The following is a 20,667-nucleotide window of genomic DNA, read 5'->3' on the forward strand; positions in this document are numbered from 1 at the left end:
GCTCTCGACCGAAACCGGAGGGCGGGATCCGGCAGATCGACCATGGCATTGCGCCGGGCACGACGTGATGCTTGAAGCGGGGTATGCGCCATCGAGGGAGCTGGCTGATGACTGTTTGGAACCGAATCGAGCGAGGCGCGGGGCAACCCCTGGTGCTGCTGCACGGCGCGGGCGGATCGGCGCGCAACTGGTTGCCGGTCATGGACCGGCTGGCCGCCGACCGCCGGGTCATCGCGCTCGATTTCCCGGGGTTCGGGTTGACGCCGTTTCCCGACCGGGTCGAGTTCACCATGGAATGGGTGATGGCCCAGCTGGCAGGGGAATTCGCCCGCCTCGGCCTGCACGGGCCGGTGGATCTCGCGGGCAACTCCATGGGCGGCTGGTTCGCCCTCGAAGCCGCCAAACGCGGGATGGCGCGATCGGTCGCGGCGATCGCCCCCGCCGGGCTGTGGCGGCGGGGCATGCCCGACCTGCTGTACGCGCAGTTCCTGACCGCGATGGCCGGCGGCCTGCTCACCCGCGGCCCGGGCGCCAGGGCGCTGCGCTTCGACCTCGTGCGGCACGCGAGCCTGGCGCTGGTGGCCCGCCACCCCGCCCGCATCCCGCGCACGGAGGGCATCGCGATGATCCGCGACCTGGACCGTTCCCAGCGAGCGCTGTTGCTGGCAGTCCGTCACGCGCGGTCCCTGCATTTCGAAGGGGGACAAGGCATCTCGGTCCCGGTCACCATCGCCTTCGGCGACCACGACCGAATGTTGCGCCCGTCGGTCAGCCGCATGCGCGACGAACTACCCGCACACACCCGCTGGGTGACACTGCCAGGTTGCGGGCACGTCCCCATGTCCGATGCGCCGCAATTGGTGGCCCGCACCATCCTCGACGCCTCCGATATCGCCGGAACGGGCGGAAAGGAGAGCGCATGACCCCTCGGACGCTATTCCGTTGTCCCGCTGCGGAAGCGGATGGTCATCAGGGCCCGGTCGTCGGGCGCTTGCGAATCGGGGCGATGGTGCAGGAAGAGGTCACACAGTTGCTTGTTGGTGAGACCGGCCCCGGTCTGGGCGGCGGCGAGCAGTCGCTGGAAACCGATGTCGAGATCCTCGCCGTGGCGTTCGATCAAGCCGTCGGTGTAGAGCAGGACGGTATCTCCTTCTGCCAGTATGGTTTCCGCTTGGTCGAACTGGGTCACCGGCGCTCCCAGCGGCGGAGACAAGGCGTCCAGGAGGTAGCGGGCGGTGTTGTCGGCGCCGATCACCAGCGGCGACGGGTGCCCGGCCTTGCTGTAGCGCAGGGTCCGGGACGGATGGTGATAGACCAGATAGCACGCGGTCGCCATCCGGCCCGGATGATAGTGGCGCAGAATCTGATTCAGCTCGCCCAACACGGTCGCGGGCCGACGGCCATGGCGGGGCACGATGGCGCGCAGAGCCGCGGTGAGCTGAGCCATCACGGTGGCTTCCGGCAGACCGTGCCCCGCGACATCACCGATGCTGAAACCGACGTGGTCGCGGTCCAGCTCGTACATGTCGTACCAGTCGCCCCCGATCATTATCAGATCCGTGCCGGAGGCGTAGGCCGAGGCGATCTCCACCTCGGGCACCGACGGCATGACCGGCAGCAGATTGCGTTGCAGCCGCTCGGCCACCCGATGCTCGTGCTCGTAGGAGGCGGCCCGGCGCACCGCCTGCGCGATCTGCTGGGCCACGGCCGACACATGCTCGGCATCCGGCGGCTGTCCCTGCGCATGGGACATCGCGAGAGTGCCGAGCTTGCGGCCGTTCTCGATCAAGGCCACGGAGGTCAGCGCATGCTGCCCGGGCGCCTCGATCCCGGTCGCGGTGCGACCCCCGAGCGGAGCCCAGTACTCCTCGGCCGCGTCGAGAACCGGAGCCAGCCGCTCGCGATACAACTCGATCGACACCGCCGCCGCGTTCAAGGTGGCGGGCGCCGAATCCCGCACGGCGGCAACGACTTGCGGCAAGGTCGTGGCCGAGGCCAACGCCTCGGTCAAACGATAGAGCTGCTGCAACCGGGCCCGCGCGGCCTGTTCGGCCGCCAGCAGGCGCGTGCGCTCGGCTTCCACCCGGCGCCGGAGGCCACCTCCCGGTTCAACGCCGCGGCCTGGTTGCGCGCCGCGATGGTGCCGAACACGTTCGAGGTCATCATGCACATGGATTCGCGGCCCAGGACCTTCTCCGCGAACGGGCACGCCCGGTTGCCCAGCACGATTTTCGTCTCGTCCTGCGAGATGACGTAGAAATCGCCCTTGATGCGGCGCTTGAGATCGACCAACGCGTCGGCGACCTGGTCGGGGGACAGCCGCGGCACGCCCAGCGCCCGCAGATACATGTCGTCGATCTGGTTGCCCACCGCCTGACCGACCACACTGATGTATCCCGAGGCTTCTTGCAGGCCGACCACCGTCTCCAGCGACGATGCCAGCTCCCGCACCAGGGTCCGCAGGAACACATCACGGTCGAGCGGAATGTCCACAGCCTCGAGATCGTTGATCCACGCACTCCCTTACCGTGCCGCTGTCGCCCGGAGCGACCTCACCCGACGATGCTGCTCCAGAGCACAATGGCCCGCGCCCCGGCCCCCGTGAGGCTTCACGCCAGGTCGTACCCGCCGGCCGACGAGGTGCGCCGGGCGCGCAGGAAGGGGCGACCGTCGCGCTCGGCGATCTCCGGGGCGTCCAGGAGGATGGTTCGTCCCCGGTGTTCGAGCTGGAATGCCTTGGCCGCGAGTACGTTTCGCACCCAATCGCTGCCGGTGCCGTAGTTCAGTGCGATCAGCAGTTCGTCGTCGTGCCAGGTGAGTCCGACCGGGGTCCGGAAGCGTCTGCCCGAACGCCTGCCCCGGTGCACGACGTTTCCGTAGCCGGGCAGGCGGGTGGCGGCCACGCGGAAGAGGGGGTTGGTGACGCGCCGGTTGACGTGGGCCAGTGCCCGCATGGCACGTGCCCGACCGTGCGATCGACTCATCTGGACGATCCGGCCGACAGCGCGGAGATGACCGTCGAGACTCCCGCGGCCAGCAGGTGTGCGAGGGTGGTCATCCAGTCGTTCACGTTGAAAGAGCCCATCGGGCAATCCTTTCCGTTGATTCTCAAGGGTTGACTCGGTCGCCCGCGGCGGTGAGATCGCAGGACGCGTCGTTGCTGGTGTTGCCGCCGGTCGAGGTGATTTCGCCGAACACCTTCTTGCAGTTCTGCCCGCCCAGCACCGACGTGTTCCCGGAGATCGTCGTGCCGCGCAGAATCAGATGTCCCATACCGGGATTCACCGCATCGGTCAGCTGATACGGCAGCGTGTCGAGATAGGCGGGCGCGATATTGATGCCACCGCCGCCGTCGGTGGCGCTGTTGCCGGTGACCGCGGAGTCGATGAGCACCACCAGCCCCACCCCTCGAATGTCGAGACCGCCACCGCGCCCGGCGAATCCGCCGGGCCGATACCAGCGACCGGGATTGATCACATGGTTGTCGCTGATCGTGGTGCGCGTGAAGGTGCAGGTGTTGTCGCAGCGCACCCCGCCCGCCTCGCCGCCGGCATTGCCGGTGACGATGCTGTCGGTCGCGACCATGTCGGCGACGGGCACATTGAAGATGCCGCCACCGTAGTCGGCGGCATTGCCGGTGACGGTGACATGATCCAGGGCGAGCTTGCCGGTATTGGCGATCCCGCCGCCGCTGGTGTCGTAGAGCGGGATCTCGCGTTCGGCCGCATTGCCTCCGGTGACGGTCATACCCGACAGGGACACCGAAGCCGCCGTCACGAACACCCGGTCCAGGTGATTGCCGTCGACGATCGTCTGATCCTGGCCCGCGCCCAGGATCGTGGTGTCGGAGGTGACGTCGAGATCACCCGCTGTCGGATCGACGAGCGGGCCGTTGATGTTCACCGGGTTCGGCGGAATCGTCAGCCGGTAATGCCCGGCGGGCAGCATGATCGTGGTGCCCGGATGCGCGTCGGCGAACTGGACGGCCGCGCGTAAGGTGCACTCGCCGCTGCGGGTTCGGCAGTCGGATCCGAAGGGATCGGCGGCGGCGCCGTCGTCGGTGGTCGACACCACGACCGTGGTGGGAGCTTGTGCCGAGCCGGTGTCGGCGGCAGCCGGGGGAATCCAGATCGATGCGAGAGCCGTTGCGGTGCAGGTTATTTCGACGAATCGGCGCACAGTCATCAAGCACTCCTCGGGGTGACGGGCCCACGGTCGTTGTGGTGCTCGTCACACTAGAATGATTGGTATACCCGGCCCGCTGCCATGGGCAGTTCGCCGAAATTCTCGCCCGCACCCCGTGCATGTGCACTCCAAGCCCGCATCTACCGGACCGACCGGTCCGAATGAATCGCGGCGATCGACGAACCGGGCCGGAGTTCGCGAAAGGCGAGGCGGCGCAATACCGGTATCACTAACGTTGCTGTCGTGTCCGTTCATAGGCACGGCGTATTACTGCTGTGGATCGGTGTCGTCGCTGTCGCCTACTTCGGGGCCGCGCAGATCGGTCTGCGGTTGGCGCTGGCCGGCGTGCAGGTGACCGCGTTGTGGCCGCCGACCGGTATCGCGGTCGCCTGCCTGGTGCTGCTGGGGCCGCGGGTCTGGCCGGGAATCACGCTGGGCGCGTTCGCCACCAATCTCGCCCTCGGGCCGACGCTGCCCGCGGTTCTGGTGATCGCGGCCGGGAATACCGCAGCGCCCGTGTGCGCGTATCTGTTGTTGGCGCGCAGCGGGTTCCGAGGTCGGTTCGAAGGCCCCCGTGATGTTCTCGCCTTGGTGTTCCTCGGAGCTTTGGCCGGTATGTCGGTCAGCGCCACGATCGGCAGCGTGACGCTGGCGGCGGCGCATGATTCGTGGCAGAGCTTCTGGCCGACCTGGCTGGTGTGGTGGACGGGTGACGCGATGGGCGTGCTGACGTTCACGCCGCTGATCCTGCTCGTACGCACGGTCCGGATACCCGGGGCACTCGAGCCGATCCGGGTCGCGGAGGCCGCGGCGTTGACGGCGGGGACGGTGCTGGCCGTCACGCTGCCGGAATTCACCACGGCCCACCTGCATTTCGCGGTGTTCCCCTTCCTGATCTGGGCGGCCGTGCGGTTTCACCTCGCCGGTGCGATGCCGTGCGCGGTGATCGCCTCGATCGTCGAGACCTACGCGGCATCGCGGGATCTGCCGGCCTTCGCCGGACTGGGCTTGGCCACCCGCATGATCAACTTGCAGGTCTTCAACGCCACCGTGGCGCTGACCGCGCTGCTGCACGCCACGGTCATCCAGCAACGTGATCAGGCGCGCCACGAGGTCGACGAGGCGTGCACTCAACTGGCGCAGGCGCTGGCGGTACTGGGCGAGCGAAACATGTTGCGCGACGGAGTGAGCGACATCGTGGAGCGCGTGCTCACCCAGCGCCGGACTTCGGTCGATCAGCGTCGCTGAGAGTCAATTCGTCAGCGGCACGACCCAGCGCACGACGGTCCCGCGCTCGGGTCCCGGGGTGAGGTCGAAGCCGCCGCCGATCCGCTGCGCGCGAGTGCGGAGGTTGGCCAGCCCGCTGCGGCGCTCGACGGCGTCGGGCACGCCCCTCCCGTTGTCGATCACCTCGACCGTGATGTCGTCGCCGACCGCCAGGGTGATCGTGACCGCGTCCGCGCCCGCGTGCCGGACGATATTGCTGAGCGCTTCCCGCAGCACCGCTTCCACCTCGACGGCGAGCCAGTCCGGCAGCACCGACAACGGCCCGGACACGTGCACGGTGGTGCGCAGTCCGGTCTCCTCGGTCATCTCCGCGATCAGGTCGTGCAGGCGCTGATGCAGGCGCGGCGCGGCCGGATCCTGCTGGCGCAGATCGAAGATCGACTGCCGGACGTCCTGCACGATGGACTGCAGATCATCGAGCGTATCGCCGAGCCGCACCCGGATCTCGGGCGAACGGACCCGCTGCGTGGTGCCCTGTAACGCCAGACCGGTCGCGAACAGCCGCTGGATGATCCGGTCGTGCAGATTGCGGGCGATCCGGTCGCGGTCGGTCAGCACATCGAGTTCACGCATCCGGGACTGGGTTTCGGCCAACCGCACCGCGAGCGCGGCCTGGTCGGCGAACACCGCCAGGAACGCCTGGGTGGTGGCGTCGAACTCCGGGGCGCCGAGGTCGCGCAGCACGACCAGGACTCCGAGCACCTTTCGCCGAACACGCAACGGCAGCAGCAGAACCGGGCCGAACCGGCGCGACGCCGCGGGCATCGGGTCGACCGCGAGCCCGTGCGCGACGAGGGGTTCCCCGGAACGGAAGACCGCGCCGATGCCCGGGTCGTCCAGGGGGACGCATCGAGACAGCAGGCCCTCGGTCACGGGTCCGGCGGTCGCGGACACCACCAGTTCGGTGATCTCGGCGTCGGGCAGTTCCGCATCCTCGGGCATCGCGATGAACGCGCAGACCGCCTGGGCGAGGCCGACCGCGCGGGTGGCGACGAGGTCGAGCATTTCGGCCGGTTCGCCCCCGGCGAGCAGTTCGGTGGCCGCGTCGCGGATCGACTCCAGCCAGGACTCCCGCAACCGCAGATTCTCGAAGAGGCGGGCATTCTCCACCGCGATGCCCGCCGCGGCGGCCAGGGCCCGGACCACCACCTCGTCGTCCTCGGTGAACTCGCGCCCGCCGGTCTTCTCGGTGAGATACAGGCTGCCGAAAACCTCCTCGCGCACCATGACCGGGACGCCCAGGAAGGTGTGCATGGGCGGATGATGGTCGGGAAAGCCCATCGACGCCGGATGCGTCGAAAGATCGCGCAGCCGCACCGGTTTCGGCTCGTCGATGAGCCGTCCCAGCAGGCCGCCGCCGTGCGGCAGGTCGCCGATGAGCACCCGGGTGCGATCGTCGATGCCCTCGTAGACGAACTCGCACAACGTATTGACCCCGCCGCGGGTGTCGCGCACGCCCAGGGCGCCGTAGTCGGCGTCGACGAGTTCGATCGCGGCGTGCACGATCGTGCGTAGCGTGTCGTCCAGATCGAGGCCCTCGGCGATCACCATCATCGCCCCGATGAGCTGATCCATCCGGTCGTGGACGTCGACCATCTGGGAGATGCGGTGCTGCACGTCGGCGAGCAATTCGTGCAGGTTCATGTGGGCGGTGCGCTCGAAGCCCGGACCCGCTGGCACCGCACCAGTCTCCCACCCGCGAACGCCGCGGCACCATGTCCTGGCCGAAAGTGGCGACGAACGTAGCTGGAAGAGAAGACTTTCGACCTTATCGATCGGTCGCCGCGGGTGACTATGGTTGTTCGACCGGCTCTGAACGGATGGGTCCGATGATCAAAGTGTTCCTCGTGGACGATCACGAGATCGTCCGTCGCGGTCTGATCGCACTGCTCGTTCCCGAACCCGACATCATGGTCATCGGCGAGGCGGGAGACGCCGAACAGGCGATGGCGAGCATCGCGCGCGCGGCTCCCGACGTCGCGGTGATCGACCTGATGCTACCGGCCAAGAGCGGCATCGAACTCTGCCGAGACCTGTTGTCGCGGTTCGAGAAGCTGCGCTGCCTGATCCTGACCGCCTATATCGACGAACAGGCCATTCTGGACGCGGTTTTCGCCGGGGCCAGCGGATACGTGATCAAGGATATTCAGGGGATGGAGCTGGCCCGCGCCATCCGGGAGGTCGCGGCCGGCCGCTCGCCGCTCGACAATCGCGCCACCGCCACCCTCATGAATCGCGTGCACTGCAATGTGCGGCCCAGCGGCGTGCCGGCCGATCTCACCGAGGCGGAACGACGGCTGTTGACGCTCATCGGCGAGGGGCTGACCAACCGGCAGATCGCCGAGCGGCTGCAGCTCGCCGAGCAGACGATCAAGAACTACGTCTCGCAGCTGCTGGCGAAACTGGGTGTGGAACGCCGTGTCGAAGCGGCGCTGCTGGCGTCGAATACCACCGGGACCCGGCGCGCGCGGTAGCGCTGTGCGGGCCTCGTGGGCGAACCGCATTGCCGACCAGTATGTTTCGCGATTCGCGGGTACCGGTACCGGCCGGGGACTTGCGGGGACCTTCGGCACTGACTTGGGCACGACCGCAGTGATGGTATGGGTGCGCTCGAAGTCATCGATACCAGAGACGAGGTGCCGACGTGACCGTCTGTATGGCAGCGAACGAAACGGGGCAGGTCGCGGTGACCGTCCGCGGCCCCGTCCCGGCCACCGAGGCGCAGCGTGCCGAGGGCGTCATCGGGCGTGTGCTGCAGAACAATCGGGTGGACGGCGTGGCGTGGACGCGCCTGACCGGTCCGCGATACGCCGGCGGGCCGACGGTCGCCCAGGTCGACGTGAGCGTCCACGGCCTGCCGGTGCGCGCTCAAGCCGACGGCCCGGGCAGTTTCGCGCTCACCCTGGTCGCGGAACGACTCGACCGGCAGCTGCGCAGGATCCTGTCCGCCGACCACTCGCGGTGGTGGGTCGACGCCGGCCGCCGGCCGCTGGCCTATCCCGGTCCGACACGCCCGATCACGCGCCGCAAGACCTGTCGCCTACGCCTGTGCCACCCGGCGACCGCGGTGGCCGCCATGGACGCCGCCGACTACGACGCGCACCTGTTCACCGACCGCGAGACCGGTGAGGACGCCATCGTCTACTGGGCCGGTCCGCTCGGAATACGACTGGCGCGCCAGCGAAATCGGCAGGCGCCACGGCTGTCTCTGCCGATGCTGGACGCCGCCGACTCACCGGCAACACCGACCCACACCGAACGTCAAGCCGCGATTCGCCTGTGCCGCTACGGATTACCGTTCCTGTTCTACACCGACCCGTACGACGGCCGCGGCCGGCTGCTCTACCGTCGCTACGACGGCGACCTCGCCCTCCTGATCCCCAGCGGCTCGTCTGCCCCGCTTTCGGCCCTGTCGCCCGCTGACGCACCGACGTACACTCTGGCCAGCACGCATCGTCGGGGAGGCGGGCACGACCTCTGACGTTTTCACAGCCCCCGCGATCGGCCTTCGAACACGCGAAAAGAGGCTGGGCTCATGGGGTCGAGCTGGAATCCGGCGCACGCGCTGAAACAGGTCCGGGCCGCCCACGGCGCCGTGGCGCCGAGCATCACGGGCGACACACTGAAACTCACGGCGCGAGCCGAGCATTTCGCCGACGCGGTCCGATTCGCGGTCGAGCAACCGGACGCCATGCGTCGCCTGCACCGGCTGACCGCACGCCTCTGCGACGGGTCCACGGTCGACGCGCTCCTGCCCAGAGTGCTCGAGGCCGCACTCATGTTGAGCGGAGCGGATTTCGGGGATGTGCAACTGGTCGATCCCGCCACGGGTGCGCTGCTGCTGACCACCGAGGCGGGATTCGACGACGAGTTCCTGGAGTACTTCGCGGTGGTCGACGACACCGGCTCCGTGTGCGGGCGCGCGGCCGGTGCGGGTCAGGTGGCGATCTTCGATGTCAACGCCGATCCGGGATTCGCGCCGCACCGCGACATCGCCGCCGCCGCCGGATTCCGAGGCGTCCAATCCACGCCGCTGCTGGACTATTCGGGGCGGGTCGTCGCCGTAGTGTCCACGCACTTCCAGAATCCTTGGCGGCCTTCGGAACAGCAGCTGCGACTGCTGCAGCTCTACTGCGACTTCGCCGGCGAGGCCATCGCCCGCAGCATGGGCGCCAATGGCACCGGGTTCGATCCCATTGGCCGGGCGATGGTTTCGGCGCTGCTCGCGCCCGACCAGATGCGGCTGCTCGGCGCGTCGACGCTCGCCGATGACGGCCCCGGCGGCGACGACGCCGAGCGTCCGGCGCGCTGGTCCTTCGATCCCGCACGGGATCTCACGGGCGCGGAGGCGGCCTTCGCGGCCTCCAGCGACCGGCTGGTGCGGCACCTGTTCGGCGTCGGACTGCAATTGCACACTCTCGCAGCCGTCTTCGACCAGGCCGCCGCGACGCCGGAGAACATTCGCGCCGCCGGCGACGCCGTGGCCGGTGTGCTCGAAGACCTGGACATGCTCACTCGCGATGCCGGACTGGCGATGCTCGCACTGGTCCGCGACCGCGCCACCGAGCGGTCGGCCACTCGGGCGGGCGCGCGCCCGCGCCGTTGAACGCTGCCAGCACCGACCCGACGGAGGCCGATCATGAGCCCAGGACCGGACACCCGTGAGCCGCCGGCCGAGACGGCGCTGACGCTGCTCGGCAGTGTCGGCATGGGGCGAGTCATGTTCTCGCGCTTCGCTTTACCCGCCGTGCGACCGGCCGACCACATAGTCGACGCCGATCAACTGATCATTCGCGCCGGCTCCGGCATCAGCATGTCGGCCGATTCGCAAGCCGCGACCTACGAGGCGGATTCGATCGACCACCGCACGCGCAGCGGCTGGTATGTCACCGTCACCGGCATCGCCGACACCGCCACCGACGTGGACGACCTCGCGCATTACCGCCGGCTGCTGCGCCCGGGGCCGTCCGAACCGCATGACCGGATCATCCGGATATGCCCGCGGATCGTCACCGGTATCGAATTCATCGGCCCGCGCGGCACATCGGAGCGAACCTACGAGGGGTGAGTTTCGTCGAGGAGGCGTATTCCGGTGACGATCGTCGGCTCGATGGCGATGAGGGTGTCCGTGGCCTTGTCCACCCAGGGTTGCAATTGTCGTCCATAGCGGAGGCAATGGTCGGGATCCTCGACGGGCCGGGCAATTCCGGTGACGATCACGGCCCACCCGGTGTGCCGGATCGGATCGATCGAATCGGCCTCGAAGGCGACCACCGTCTCCGACTCGTACACCGAGGTGGTGAATCGGGAACTCAGCCGGTTGCGGATGATGATCATTCCGTCGTCGACCAGGTGATTGACCGGGCGGATGGCGGGCAGCGCGTGCTGGGTGTACACCACCCGCCCGAAGGTGGCGGCGCCCAGCAACTTCCACGCCTCCTCGGTGGTGAGATCCACCGTGCGGCGAGGTCGGTTGTCCTCGATGGGGATCACTGCGCCTCGGTTCCCATCGCTGCGGCAGTCGGCAATGGCGGAAGAACTCCAGCCTAGCCGTCGACGTTGCGCGCCAAGGCGGTTCGACCGTATGGGCTACCTGACGGACGCGGGCCGCATCATTCGTTCTCGGTGACGGTGGTGTCCGGGTGGCGGCGGCTGGTATCGGATTTGACGAAATGGCCGGTGATGGCGGAGCGGTCGCGGCGCTGGTCGCCGTCGTGGGGCTCGTCCTCACCCAAGGTGGTGCGGGGATGCTGGGCGGCGGTCTGCTCGCTGACGTATTCGCCGGTCTCGGCGGAGCGATTGGCTCTTCTTTTCGGTCATGGCAGTCTCCCTTCCGGTTCCCGGGCGTGCGCTGTGGGCACGCTGGACACGCTGGGGGTACCGCCGCGGTGGGCGATGAAACCGACCAGCCCGTCATCGCCGGTCAGTGCAGGATGCGTTCGTGCACCGTGAGCAGCAGGTGATCGAAGCTGGTGCGGATCGTCGAGGGCGCCGGGGGCATCTCGTCGAGTTCGGCGAGCAGCTGCTCGGCCAGCGCGCGTAGTTTGACGTTGGTTTCCTGCGAGCGCCATTTGAGCAGGTCGAATGCCTGTTTGGCGTCGATGCCGTAGACACGCATCAACACGCCCTTGGCCTGCTCGATGGCCGCGCGGGCATCGACCATCTCGGGCAGTCTCGCTTCGAGAGCGTGCTGCTCGGCGTCGGCGATCACGCTCGAGAGTTCGATATAGAACCCGGTCGTACCCACGGCCCGGCCATCGTCATCGAGAATGCGATCGGCGACCACCATCACCTGATGCTCGACACCGCGGGTGTCGATGAACCGGTGCCGGCTCGAGAACGGCTCGCCCGCCGCGATCGAACGAGCGATGATCTCGGCGACCTGGGCGCGGTCGTCGGGATGCTTGTGCGCCAACAGCAAATCGGTCGTCGGCTCGATCTCCCCGGGCACATAGCCGTGCATGCGATACACCTCGGGCGACCAATCCCAGCGCCGCGTGGCGAACCAGAACCGAAAACCGCCCGTACGCGGACCCGCCCCCACCGCGGGGTCCGGTCCCGGCTGCAGACTCGGCGGACGCGCTCACCGCCTAATTATGCGACTTGCCGGGCCCGGGGAGCGTCTCGAACACCGCGGCAATTCGATCTTCACAACCGAAAAACGCGACGCATCGCACGTCCGGTTTGTCCGATCGGTACACCGGACGCTGTCGCCGCGCGGGACGGTCGGGTCGTATACCAACCCGCGGCCCCGACCGGGTCGAATTGAGTTCCGGAGGCGGCGCAGCGGAACGCCGGCTCCGATCGAAATAGGAACCGTCGCCGAGAGGGCTGAGCACTGAGCCGCCCACCCTCTCGGCGACGGTTACGCGACGCCGACGAGTTCGCCGCTCGGCGGAGATGTGTTGTTCTTGTACCTTGCCGCGGAGCGTCCCGGTTGCATTGCTGCAACAAATTTCTGGGCCTTCTACCTGCGGATATATCGGGTTGAGTCCTGTTTTCACGGTATGTCACGGTTTGATAACCGGTGGGATGGAAACCCTGCACATATGATCATCCACTCCCGTAACCGGACCGCGAAGGCGACCAATGTCGATCCGACCAGCACCGTCCTGGCCGCGCTGGCGTGTCTGGTCTTCGTCTTCGGCCTGGCACTACTGACCCGTTCCATCCCTACCGCACTGGCCGCCGGCGCCGGCTTGGCCGGCGCCTGGATGCTGACCATCAATATGCTGGCGGCCCCGCACACGAAACCCTGACCTGTAGGCCGACCGACTCGAAATGCCTTGCCGCCCAGGCTGATTGCGAAGCACTGACCGCCGATATGCATCGGCGCTCCTGGCTCAAAACCTTTGTGGCCTCAAATCCTCTGTGGCAGAGCCCATCCGGCTGCTGCTGAAGCGCTCCGATCAATCCTGTCGCACTCGCTGGAGTGCCGGCGCGGGGACCGACGAGTTGTCGGATTGCCGGTTGACGTTGTGACGCCCGTCTCGTTCACTATAGGTAGTAATCATTCTCTACCTTGTGGGGTGCGATATGGGGCGTGAATTCGGGACCGGCGCGCGACGTGCGGGAACCCTTCTGAAGCGTCGGCGAATCACCTCCGTGGTCGCCGCTGTCGGCTGCCTGTGTGGCGGCTTGTTGACCGCGATGACCTCCGCGCCTGTCGCGTCGGCGGCGCCCTCGGCCGCCGACGACCCGTTCTACACCGCGCCCGCGGGCTACGAATCGACCGAGCCCGGCACCATTCTGCGGTCGCGGCCGGTGCAGGTCGCTGCCCTGAATCTGTTCCCCACCCATATTCGCGCGTGGCAATTGCTGTATCGCACAACCGATTCCCACGGAGACCCGTACACCGCCGCGAGCACGGTGATGCTTCCCGACGGTCCGGTCCACCCGCGTCCGCTGCTGTCGTATCAGACGGCGGTGGACGCGGTCACCGGCATGTGCCGCCCCTCGGTGGCCTTGCAGCAGGGCACCCCCATCGATTTCACCAATCCCGACGGACCCATCACCGCCGGTAATGCCAGCGCCGAAATACTGCTCGCCGCAGTGGGATTGGATCACGGCTGGGCAGTGTCCATCCCGGACCAAGGCGGGGTGAACGACCACTTCCTCACCCCGCGAGAACCCGGCTACATCGCCCTCGACGGCATCCGCGCGGCCGAACATTTCGACCCCCTCACCCCCGCCGCCCGCGATCTGGTCCGCCAAGCCAAGGACCGCTGCACCGGTCAGATCGTCATCAACGCCGACCTCGACAGCCTGGGCCGCTTCCTCGCGCTGCCCGACTTCGCCCGCTACCTGACCGTCCCGCTGGATCAATTCCTGCACGACCCCGTCATCGCCGAGGCCCTGCGCGAACGCGGCTACGCCCAATCCACGCCCACCGCACCGATTTACCTCTACAACGCCGTCTACGACGAAGCCAGCACCATCGCCGGCACCGACCGCCAGGTCAGCGAATACTGCGCGAACGGCGCCTCGGTCACCTACCGCCGCGACCTGTTCCCCTTCATGTTCAGCGCCCACGGCCCCGTCGCCGTCCTGGGCGCCCCCGCCGCCTTCACCTGGCTCGAACAACGCATGACCGGCGCCCCGCTCCCACAGGGCTGCGACATCCAAACCGTCCCCTCCACCCTCCTCGACCCCGCCGCCCTGACCACCTTCGGCAGCGCCATCGGCACCGTCCTGCGTACCCTGCTCGGCCTCCCCCTCGGCGGATGACGTTGCCGCGCCGGGGGATCGGCGCTTGCTCGGGACCGTCCAGGGAATTCCGTTCACCGGCGGTCCCGTCCGCGCGGTGTCAGACGCTCGGGTTTGGGTAGGTCGTTGAACAGAGGCGTTCGGGGCTGCTCGGACGTGACGGTCGAGCGAGACAGAATGTGGAGGTGATTGCCGTGTCGGGCGCACAATCGCAGCACATCCAACCCGGTCCGGTGGCCCACGACCCGGGACAGGAGACGGTGGGGGAGCTGGTGCAGCGGGCCTCGCAGCAGTTGACCGAACTGGTGCGCGGGGAACTGAGGTTGGCGCAGGCGGAGATGAAGGAGAAGGGCAAACGCTACGGAGTCGGCGGCGGATTGTTCGGCGGCGCGGGGGTGGTGGGGTTCCTGGCCCTACAGGCCTTGGTCGCCACCGTGATCGCGGCGCTGGCACTGGCGTTGCCGGTGTGGGCGTCGGCGCTGATCGTCACGGCGGTGCTCGCGGTGATCGCGGCGGTGCTGGCGTTGACCGGGAGCAAGCAGGTCGGGCAGGCCGCGCCGCCGACTCCGGATCAAGCCATCGAGAACGTCAAGGCTGACATCGCCCAGATCAAGGAAAGTACACACCGATGAACCAGCCGGATCCCGAGAAGAACACCGCGGCCAGTGTGGACGAGTTGCGTGAGCAGGTCGAGCACACGCGTGAGGAACTCGCGCAGACCGTCGAGGCGCTGTCGGCCAAGGCCGATATCAAGGCGCGGGCACAGGACAAGGCCGACGCGGCGAAACAGCAGGCTGTCGCCAAGGTCGAGCAGTTGAAGGGCATGACCGTCGAGGCCGCCGGGCAGGCCCGGGCCGGCACCGTGCGCGCCGGCCGCAAGCTGCAGGCGAAAACGCCGGAACCGGTGCGGCACAAGGGTGCTCAGCTCGCCGATCAGGCGCGCAGCCATCCCGGTGTCGTGCTCGCGGGCGCGGCCGGCGTGGTGGTGACGGTGTGGGCGGTGCGCCGCCGGCGGAACGGATGAACCGGTGAGAGCAATCAAGATCGCTTACAAGCCGGTCGGTCTCATCCTGGGCGCGCTCAGCGGCCTGCTCGCCGGCCTGGTCTTCAAGCAAACGTGGAAGCTCCTCGGCCACGACGAACACGTCCCCGAGGCCACCGACGAAACCCGCACCTGGCAGGAAGTACTCCTCGCCGCAGTCATCCAGGGCGCGATCTTCGCCGGCGTCAAAGCCGCCGTCGACCGCGCCGGAGCCACCGCCACCCGCCGCCTGACCGGCACCTGGCCCAACTGACCGATCGACGTGAACCAGATGCTGTCCAATGCCCTCGACCGGCCTCACCCATCCGATACGGCGTCAGACGAATTCGACGGTGGTCAGGGCGGTCAGGCCGCCGATGGTGAGGACTCTGCGTAGTTTCGCGGAGGCGATGACGCGGAGTTCGTGGGCGCGGGGGAGGAGGACGGCGAGGGCGGAGGAGTCGAGATATTCGACGCCGGTTAGGTCGATGGTGACCTCGCGTTGGCGTGGGCGCGCGGAATCCAGGGCGCCGCGGAATTTCTCGGCGTTGGTCATATCGATCTCGCCGGTGATCGTCAACGTCGTCGCGCGGTCGCGGTCGTCGACGGTGATCTCGAGCGGGGAGGTCATGCGATTCGGGTCCTTATAGGGCAATCCGGCTCGTACACGAACGGGAAACGGAGGACTGAGGCAAACCTGTCGTTTACTGTATCGCTGGAGGCCTGCCGAAGGGTGTGAAGCTAGCGAGCTGACGTGACAGGACTGGGCCCATGACCGAGACAGCGCGTCTGGATCAGGTTTTCCCGGGCGCGGGCGAGATGGCCGCGCGGATGCGCGATTTCGACTGGGCCGACACCGAGGTCGGGCCGCCGGAGCGCTGGCCGGATACCCTGCGTTCGGCCGTCGAGATCGCGCTGATGTCCCGATTCCCCATGATCGTGTGGTGGGGCCCGCAATTGCGATTCGTCAACAATGACGCCTACATTCCGCTGCTCGGCAGTAAGCATCCCGCGCTGTGGCGGCCGGGCGGGCAGGTGTGGTCGGAGATCTTCCATATCATCGGCCCAATGCTCGAATCGGTCATGACGACCGGTGCGGCGACCTGGTCGGAAGATCTGTTGTTGCCGATGAATCGGCACGGGTATTGGGAAGAAACCTATTGGACCTATTCCTACAGCCTCCTGCGTGCGACCGACGGCTCGGTCGGCGGCGTTTTCACCGCGGTGTCCGATACCACCGAACGGGTGATCGGCGAGCGCCGGTTGGCGGTTCTGCAGGATTTGGGGGCGCAGGCGGGAAAGGCCGGCAGTGTCGACGCGGCGGCCGCGTTGATCGCCGAGGTGTTGACGCGTTCGGGCGCGGATGTGCCGTTCGCGGCCATCCATCTCCACAATCCCGGCACCGGTGACCTCCAGCTGTCCGCCACGGCCCCGGTGGACGCCGTCCCGGATTGGGCCGACGCCGACTGCTGGCCACTGGGCGAGGTGCTCGAAACCGGCCGCGCGACAGCCGTTCACGACCTGGCCCAGCGCTGGGACACGCTGCCCGCCGGAGGATGGCAGACCTCCCCGACCGAGGCCATGGTGGTGCCGCTGGCCGCCGACACCGGCGACGAGGCGGTGGGCGCCATCGTGCTCGCCGCCAGCGCGGGCCGGGCCATGGACGGCGCCTACCAGAACTTCCTGCAGCTGGTGGCCCGGCAGTGCTCGGGCCTGATCAACGGCGCGATCGCCTACCAATCCGCGCAGCGCCGCGCCGAGGAACTCGCCGAACTCGATCGCGCCAAAACCACCTTCTTCTCCAATATCAGCCACGAGTTCCGCACCCCGCTGACCCTCATCATGGGCCCGGTGCAGCAGCTGCGCACCGACCGGCTCGTAGCGGGCCTCCAGGCGCCCTGCTTCGATCCGGGAGAAGTCCAGCAGGGTGTTCATGATGCCCGGCATCGACGGCCTGGCCCTGGTCGCCGAACTGCGGGCGAGCAAACGGACCGCGCAGATCCCAATCCTGCTGCTGTCGGCGCGCGCCGGACAGGAAGCGGCGATCGAGGGCCTGCGCGCCGGCGCCGACGACTATCTGGTCAAACCGTTCTCGGCGGCGGAACTGCTCGCCCGCGCCCGCACCACGATCGAGCTGGCCCGCCTGCGCGGCCGCCACGCCGCCTGGCGCACTGCGATCGTCGACGCCCTCGAGGCCGGCTTCTTCTTCTGCGACACCGGCGGAAACGTGCTCGAGATCAACGACGCGTTCACCGACATCCTCGGCTACGACCGCGACGGCCTGCCCTACGCCGCCCCCGACCAGCCGTGGTGGCCCGACCCCGAACTCGACCCCGCCGCCTACCGCCGGGTCCGCGAGGTGTTCGAGCTGCTGGTCCGCGAAGGCCGGGGCACCGCGACAATTCCTTTGGCGCACAAGGACGGTCATCGCGTATGGGTCGCGGTCACCTTCGCCACCACCGAGGACCCCGATACCGGTGAGCGCATGATCGCGGGCAGTTTCCGCGACGTCACCGACGAGCACTACGCCATTCAGCGCGAGACCGCGCTGTCGGCGCTGGGCTGGCAGCTGGCGAAGGCCGCCAGCCTCGACGACGCGCTGGCCGCGGCGCTGTGCGAACTGCGCGACATGTGGCATGCCGACCGGGTGCTGGCGATCGCCTTCCCCACCGGCGAGGCCGCGCCCGCCGTCTGCGCCGCCGGGTCGCGCGACTCCGCCGGCGCGGCGTCGGTGACCGCGCTGTCCTGGGACGATCTCGACGAGCAGCTGCGCGCCGAGGTGAATCATGTTGCCGCCCAGCCATTGCTGCTGCCGGTCACCACCGCCGCCGGCGACACCGGAATCAGCCTGGACCATCCCGCCGGGCGATTGGTACTGCTGATCAGCTTGCAGCGCCGCTTCACCGAACAGGACCGCACTTTGCTCGCGGTGCTGGGCGGCCATCTCGCCGGCGGCCTGCGCCGCGCCCATCAATTCGATCAGCAACGCGAAACCGCGCTCGCCCTGCAGCACGCCATCCTCGGACCCTCCCGGCTCCCACCGGGTTTCGCGGTCTGCTACGAACCCGCCACGCGGCCTTTGCAGGTCGGCGGGGACTGGTACGACATCGTCGACCTGCCCGGTGACCGCATCGGCATCGTGGTCGGCGACTGCGTCGGCCGGGGCTTGCAGGCCGCCACCGTCATGGGTCAGCTGCGCAGCGCCTGCCAGGCGATGCTGTTGCACACCGCCGACCCCGCCGTCACCCTCACCGCCCTCGACGCGGTCACGACGGTGCTGCCGAATGCCTTGTGCACCAGTGTTTTCTGCGCCGTCCTCGACCCCGCCAGCGGTGATCTGCACTACAGCAGCGCCGGGCATCCGCCCGCGCTGCTGGCCGACGACGACGGGACCGTGACCGTCCTGGACGGCGGCCACCATCCGGTCCTCGGCGTCGCCGCCCGGCCGCGCACCAACGCGCTCGCGCACATCGGGGACCGCGCCGCCCTGCTGCTCTACACCGATGGCCTGGTGGAACGCCGCCGCCAGACCCTCGACACCGGAATCGACGCCGCCGCAGCCGCTCTCGCCCGCCACCGCCGGTTGCCCGTCCGCGAGCTCGCCGACGCCACCCTGGCCGCGCTGGCGCCGCCGGACGGCTACACCGACGATGTCGCGCTGCTGGTGCATCGTCCCGTCACCCCGCTGCATCTCACCTATCCGGCGAGTCCCGGCCGGCTCGCGGCCAGCCGGCATGCGGTGCGGGACTGGCTCACCGAGCACGACATCGCCGATCACATCACCATCGATGTCCTGCATGCGGTGGGGGAGGCCTGCGCCAACGCCATCGAACACGCGCATTCCGCGGGCGCCGCGGCCGCACACCCGCCCACCGTCACCATCGTGATTCGCGTGCTCGGCGGCACCCTGTCGCTGACGGTCGCCGACAACGGGCGCTGGCGTCCGCCGCCCCCGGACAATGCCCGCCACCGCGGCCGCGGGCTGATCATGATGTGGGCCCTCATGGACGAGGTCACCGTCGAACCGGGCCCGGATGGCACGACCGTGCGGATGCGCAAGGCTCTCGATCGGCAGGGCCGGGATTGAACCCCGGCGCCGCGGGTAGTGCGCCGAGGTAAGCGTCTGCCGTTATCGAGGAGGGACCCGATGTCGAACGAACTCTCGGGAAAGCGCATCTTGATCGTCACCTCGAACGCCGGTGTCGAACACGACGAACTGATCGTGCCCAGGGACCGGCTGCGCGAGCGTGGGGCGCAGATCACCCATGCGGCGCTGGAGGATTCCGAGGTGCGCACCTATGAGCACGATCTCGAGCCGTCGGAAACCGTGCGACCGGACACGACCGTCGACAGTGTGTCGGCCGATGCGTTCGATCTGCTGGTCGTCCCGGGCGGGACGGTCAATGCCGACACGCTGCGCACCGACAGCGCCGCACGCAAACTCGTGCAATCGTGCACCGAGAACGACGTGCCGGTCGCGGCGATCTGCCACGGCCCGTGGCTGCTGATCGAGGCGGGGGCGGTGGCGGGCAAGACCCTCACGTCCTATCCCTCGCTGCGCACCGATCTGGTCAATGCGGGCGCCGAATGGGTCGACGAACAGATGGTGCGCGACGACGCGGCGGGCTGGACACTGATCACCTCGCGCAAACCGGACGATCTGCCCGCGTTCGTCGATGCCATCACCGCGCGGCTGAGCGAGTGATCGAACCCCGGGACAGGTGACACCCCCAAGCTCGTTCGAAGACGAAAGCTCTTGGGGGTGCGGCGAAACCGGGCGTGCTGTCAGAGCGGCAGCGGCGCCAACGCCAGGAGCGCGGCCGCGGAAATGGCGCAGGTGCCCGCTAGCGCGGCCAATCGGACCTGGGCACGTACCAGGCGGTCGCGATGCGACGGGGTCCGGTCGGCATTGCCGCTGACCTGGACCGATCCGAAGGGTCGGGGGCTGCGGGTCTCGAGCGTCACGGTCATGGCGAAGTATTACCTCGCTTTTCCGTTACCAAACCTTGTTCAACCCCACCGCATCTCGCCCTTGACGATCGGGGTTCACGCAGTGGCGGCGTCGCGCACCAGCGCGGTGTCGACGAACTGTTCGAAGCGCACGATCAGCCCGCCGCGCACCGTGAAGTGATGCGCCACCCGGGCATTCAGCTGCTTGCCGGTGTTCTTGTGGGTGGCCGTGTAGCGGGCCAGCACGACGACGTTCTCGCCGTCGACGACGTAGGTGTCGTCGTGGGCGATCCAGCCGCTCCAGTCCGCGCCCAGTTTCTCCATCACGTTCGAGGTCACGCCGTCGGGTGTGCGGTAGGTGCCGGCGAGGGGGAACCCGGCCATCTCGGTCCACTCCACATCGGGGGCGAGGGTGGCGCGCAGCGCGGCCAGGTCACCGGCCGCCGACGCCAGATACTGGCGGCGCACGACGTCGGCGGGTGCGGGGGAGGTCGCGAAGTCGGTGTCGTGGGTCATGG

General features: G+C 68.3%; 24 protein-coding genes and 1 pseudogene. 14 read left to right on the plus strand and 11 right to left on the minus strand.

What is annotated here, in order from left to right; all coding sequences use genetic code 11:
- Positions 1 to 107 precede the first annotated feature (107 nt).
- Positions 108 to 923 (plus strand): alpha/beta fold hydrolase, encoded by an 816-nt coding sequence (locus D7D52_RS14615; RefSeq protein WP_162958320.1) that lies wholly within the window; start codon positions 108 to 110, stop codon positions 921 to 923.
- A gap of 11 nt (positions 924 to 934) precedes the next feature.
- Here D7D52_RS14615 and D7D52_RS14620 read toward each other — a convergent pair whose 3' ends face one another.
- The 4 genes from D7D52_RS14620 to D7D52_RS14635 form a co-directional block, all read right to left on the minus strand.
- A complete protein-coding gene (locus D7D52_RS14620) occupies positions 935 to 2,083 on the minus strand; it encodes a PP2C family protein-serine/threonine phosphatase (protein WP_120736870.1) in 1,149 nt (382 codons plus the stop codon).
- The gene (locus D7D52_RS14625) at positions 2,008 to 2,493 is read right to left on the minus strand and encodes a methanogen output domain 1-containing protein (RefSeq protein WP_187703154.1); all 486 of its coding nucleotides are present in this window, start codon (positions 2,491 to 2,493) and stop codon (positions 2,008 to 2,010) included. Before D7D52_RS14625 ends, D7D52_RS14620 begins: the two co-directional genes overlap by 76 nt.
- 116 nt (positions 2,494 to 2,609) lie before the next feature.
- Complete coding sequence (locus D7D52_RS14630) at positions 2,610 to 2,984, minus strand: nitroreductase/quinone reductase family protein (RefSeq protein ID WP_246023866.1); 375 nt, start codon at positions 2,982 to 2,984, stop codon at positions 2,610 to 2,612.
- Between the two features lie 124 nt (positions 2,985 to 3,108).
- Positions 3,109 to 4,185: a right-handed parallel beta-helix repeat-containing protein gene (locus D7D52_RS14635; protein ID WP_120736874.1), complete on the minus strand. Its 1,077-nt coding sequence runs from the start codon at positions 4,183 to 4,185 to the stop codon at positions 3,109 to 3,111.
- Between the two features lie 243 nt (positions 4,186 to 4,428).
- Here D7D52_RS14635 and D7D52_RS14640 point away from each other — a divergent pair, with 243 nt between their 5' ends.
- A complete protein-coding gene (locus tag D7D52_RS14640) occupies positions 4,429 to 5,433 on the plus strand; it encodes an MASE1 domain-containing protein (protein ID WP_162958321.1) in 1,005 nt (334 codons plus the stop codon).
- Between the two features lie 3 nt (positions 5,434 to 5,436).
- Here D7D52_RS14640 and D7D52_RS14645 read toward each other — a convergent pair whose 3' ends face one another.
- The gene (locus D7D52_RS14645) at positions 5,437 to 7,116 is read right to left on the minus strand and encodes a GAF domain-containing sensor histidine kinase (RefSeq protein WP_120736876.1); all 1,680 of its coding nucleotides are present in this window, start codon (positions 7,114 to 7,116) and stop codon (positions 5,437 to 5,439) included.
- A gap of 185 nt (positions 7,117 to 7,301) precedes the next feature.
- Between D7D52_RS14645 and D7D52_RS14650 the strand changes: the two genes are divergently transcribed.
- The 4 genes from D7D52_RS14650 (at position 7,302) to D7D52_RS14665 (ending at position 10,540) form a co-directional block, all read left to right on the plus strand.
- Positions 7,302 to 7,946 carry a response regulator gene (locus D7D52_RS14650; protein WP_120744116.1) on the plus strand — a complete coding sequence of 215 codons (645 nt, stop codon included), beginning with the start codon at positions 7,302 to 7,304 and terminating at the stop codon, positions 7,944 to 7,946.
- A gap of 182 nt (positions 7,947 to 8,128) precedes the next feature.
- Complete coding sequence (locus D7D52_RS14655; protein WP_120736878.1) at positions 8,129 to 8,953, plus strand: sigma 54 modulation/S30EA ribosomal C-terminal domain-containing protein; 825 nt, start codon at positions 8,129 to 8,131, stop codon at positions 8,951 to 8,953.
- 54 nt (positions 8,954 to 9,007) lie between these two features.
- The gene (locus D7D52_RS14660) at positions 9,008 to 10,078 is read left to right on the plus strand and encodes a GAF domain-containing protein (RefSeq protein WP_120736880.1); all 1,071 of its coding nucleotides are present in this window, start codon (positions 9,008 to 9,010) and stop codon (positions 10,076 to 10,078) included.
- Between the two features lie 33 nt (positions 10,079 to 10,111).
- A complete protein-coding gene (locus D7D52_RS14665) occupies positions 10,112 to 10,540 on the plus strand; it encodes a pyridoxamine 5'-phosphate oxidase family protein (protein ID WP_120736882.1) in 429 nt (142 codons plus the stop codon).
- Here D7D52_RS14665 and D7D52_RS14670 read toward each other — a convergent pair.
- The 3 genes from D7D52_RS14670 to D7D52_RS14680 form a co-directional block, all read right to left on the minus strand.
- Positions 10,528 to 10,965 carry a pyridoxamine 5'-phosphate oxidase family protein gene (locus D7D52_RS14670; protein ID WP_120736884.1) on the minus strand — a complete coding sequence of 146 codons (438 nt, stop codon included), beginning with the start codon at positions 10,963 to 10,965 and terminating at the stop codon, positions 10,528 to 10,530. The two genes, D7D52_RS14665 and D7D52_RS14670, sit on opposite strands and share 13 nt — an antisense overlap.
- 119 nt (positions 10,966 to 11,084) lie before the next feature.
- Complete coding sequence (locus D7D52_RS39875) at positions 11,085 to 11,207, minus strand: hypothetical protein (RefSeq protein ID WP_281279193.1); 123 nt, start codon at positions 11,205 to 11,207, stop codon at positions 11,085 to 11,087.
- A gap of 188 nt (positions 11,208 to 11,395) precedes the next feature.
- A complete protein-coding gene (locus tag D7D52_RS14680) occupies positions 11,396 to 12,016 on the minus strand; it encodes a PAS and ANTAR domain-containing protein (protein WP_281279194.1) in 621 nt (206 codons plus the stop codon).
- A 505-nt stretch (positions 12,017 to 12,521) separates the two neighbouring features.
- On the opposite strand from D7D52_RS14680, the gene D7D52_RS14685 reads away from it, so the two are divergent.
- The 5 genes from D7D52_RS14685 (at position 12,522) to D7D52_RS14705 (ending at position 15,473) form a co-directional block, all read left to right on the plus strand.
- Positions 12,522 to 12,731 carry a hypothetical protein gene (locus D7D52_RS14685; protein ID WP_120736888.1) on the plus strand — a complete coding sequence of 70 codons (210 nt, stop codon included), beginning with the start codon at positions 12,522 to 12,524 and terminating at the stop codon, positions 12,729 to 12,731.
- A gap of 391 nt (positions 12,732 to 13,122) precedes the next feature.
- Positions 13,123 to 14,199, plus strand: a complete 1,077-nt coding sequence (locus D7D52_RS14690) for a lipase family protein (protein ID WP_120744117.1) — start codon at positions 13,123 to 13,125, stop codon at positions 14,197 to 14,199.
- Between the two features lie 173 nt (positions 14,200 to 14,372).
- Positions 14,373 to 14,810, plus strand: coding sequence for a phage holin family protein (locus D7D52_RS14695; protein ID WP_246023868.1), 438 nt, complete (start codon positions 14,373 to 14,375; stop codon positions 14,808 to 14,810).
- Positions 14,807 to 15,202 (plus strand): DUF3618 domain-containing protein, encoded by a 396-nt coding sequence (locus tag D7D52_RS14700; RefSeq protein ID WP_120736890.1) that lies wholly within the window; start codon positions 14,807 to 14,809, stop codon positions 15,200 to 15,202. The genes D7D52_RS14695 and D7D52_RS14700 overlap by 4 nt, the downstream gene beginning before the upstream one ends.
- A gap of 4 nt (positions 15,203 to 15,206) precedes the next feature.
- Positions 15,207 to 15,473: a DUF4235 domain-containing protein gene (locus D7D52_RS14705; protein ID WP_120736891.1), complete on the plus strand. Its 267-nt coding sequence runs from the start codon at positions 15,207 to 15,209 to the stop codon at positions 15,471 to 15,473.
- A 63-nt stretch (positions 15,474 to 15,536) separates the two neighbouring features.
- Here the strand turns inward: D7D52_RS14705 and D7D52_RS14710 are convergent, their stop codons facing one another.
- A complete protein-coding gene (locus tag D7D52_RS14710) occupies positions 15,537 to 15,830 on the minus strand; it encodes an STAS domain-containing protein (RefSeq protein WP_120736894.1) in 294 nt (97 codons plus the stop codon).
- Between the two features lie 497 nt (positions 15,831 to 16,327).
- On the opposite strand from D7D52_RS14710, the pseudogene D7D52_RS40310 reads away from it, so the two are divergent.
- The 3 genes and pseudogenes from D7D52_RS40310 to D7D52_RS14720 all read left to right on the plus strand — a co-directional run.
- Positions 16,328 to 17,029, plus strand: a pseudogene (locus tag D7D52_RS40310) (GAF domain-containing protein); the annotation flags it as partial.
- A 106-nt stretch (positions 17,030 to 17,135) separates the two neighbouring features.
- Positions 17,136 to 19,286, plus strand: a complete 2,151-nt coding sequence (locus tag D7D52_RS39165) for a SpoIIE family protein phosphatase (protein ID WP_281279195.1) — start codon at positions 17,136 to 17,138, stop codon at positions 19,284 to 19,286.
- Positions 19,287 to 19,346: 60 nt separating this feature from the next.
- Positions 19,347 to 19,904, plus strand: a complete 558-nt coding sequence (locus D7D52_RS14720; RefSeq protein ID WP_120736896.1) for a type 1 glutamine amidotransferase domain-containing protein — start codon at positions 19,347 to 19,349, stop codon at positions 19,902 to 19,904.
- A gap of 80 nt (positions 19,905 to 19,984) precedes the next feature.
- Here D7D52_RS14720 and D7D52_RS14725 read toward each other — a convergent pair whose 3' ends face one another.
- Positions 19,985 to 20,170, minus strand: a complete 186-nt coding sequence (locus D7D52_RS14725) for a hypothetical protein (protein WP_120736898.1) — start codon at positions 20,168 to 20,170, stop codon at positions 19,985 to 19,987.
- 75 nt (positions 20,171 to 20,245) lie between these two features.
- Positions 20,246 to 20,665, minus strand: a complete 420-nt coding sequence (locus tag D7D52_RS14730; protein WP_222932828.1) for a nuclear transport factor 2 family protein — start codon at positions 20,663 to 20,665, stop codon at positions 20,246 to 20,248.
- Between the last annotated feature and the right edge of the window lie 2 nt (positions 20,666 to 20,667).

The sequence above is a fragment of the Nocardia yunnanensis genome (assembly GCF_003626895.1).
Classification (GTDB): Bacteria; Actinomycetota; Actinomycetes; order Mycobacteriales; family Mycobacteriaceae; genus Nocardia; species Nocardia yunnanensis.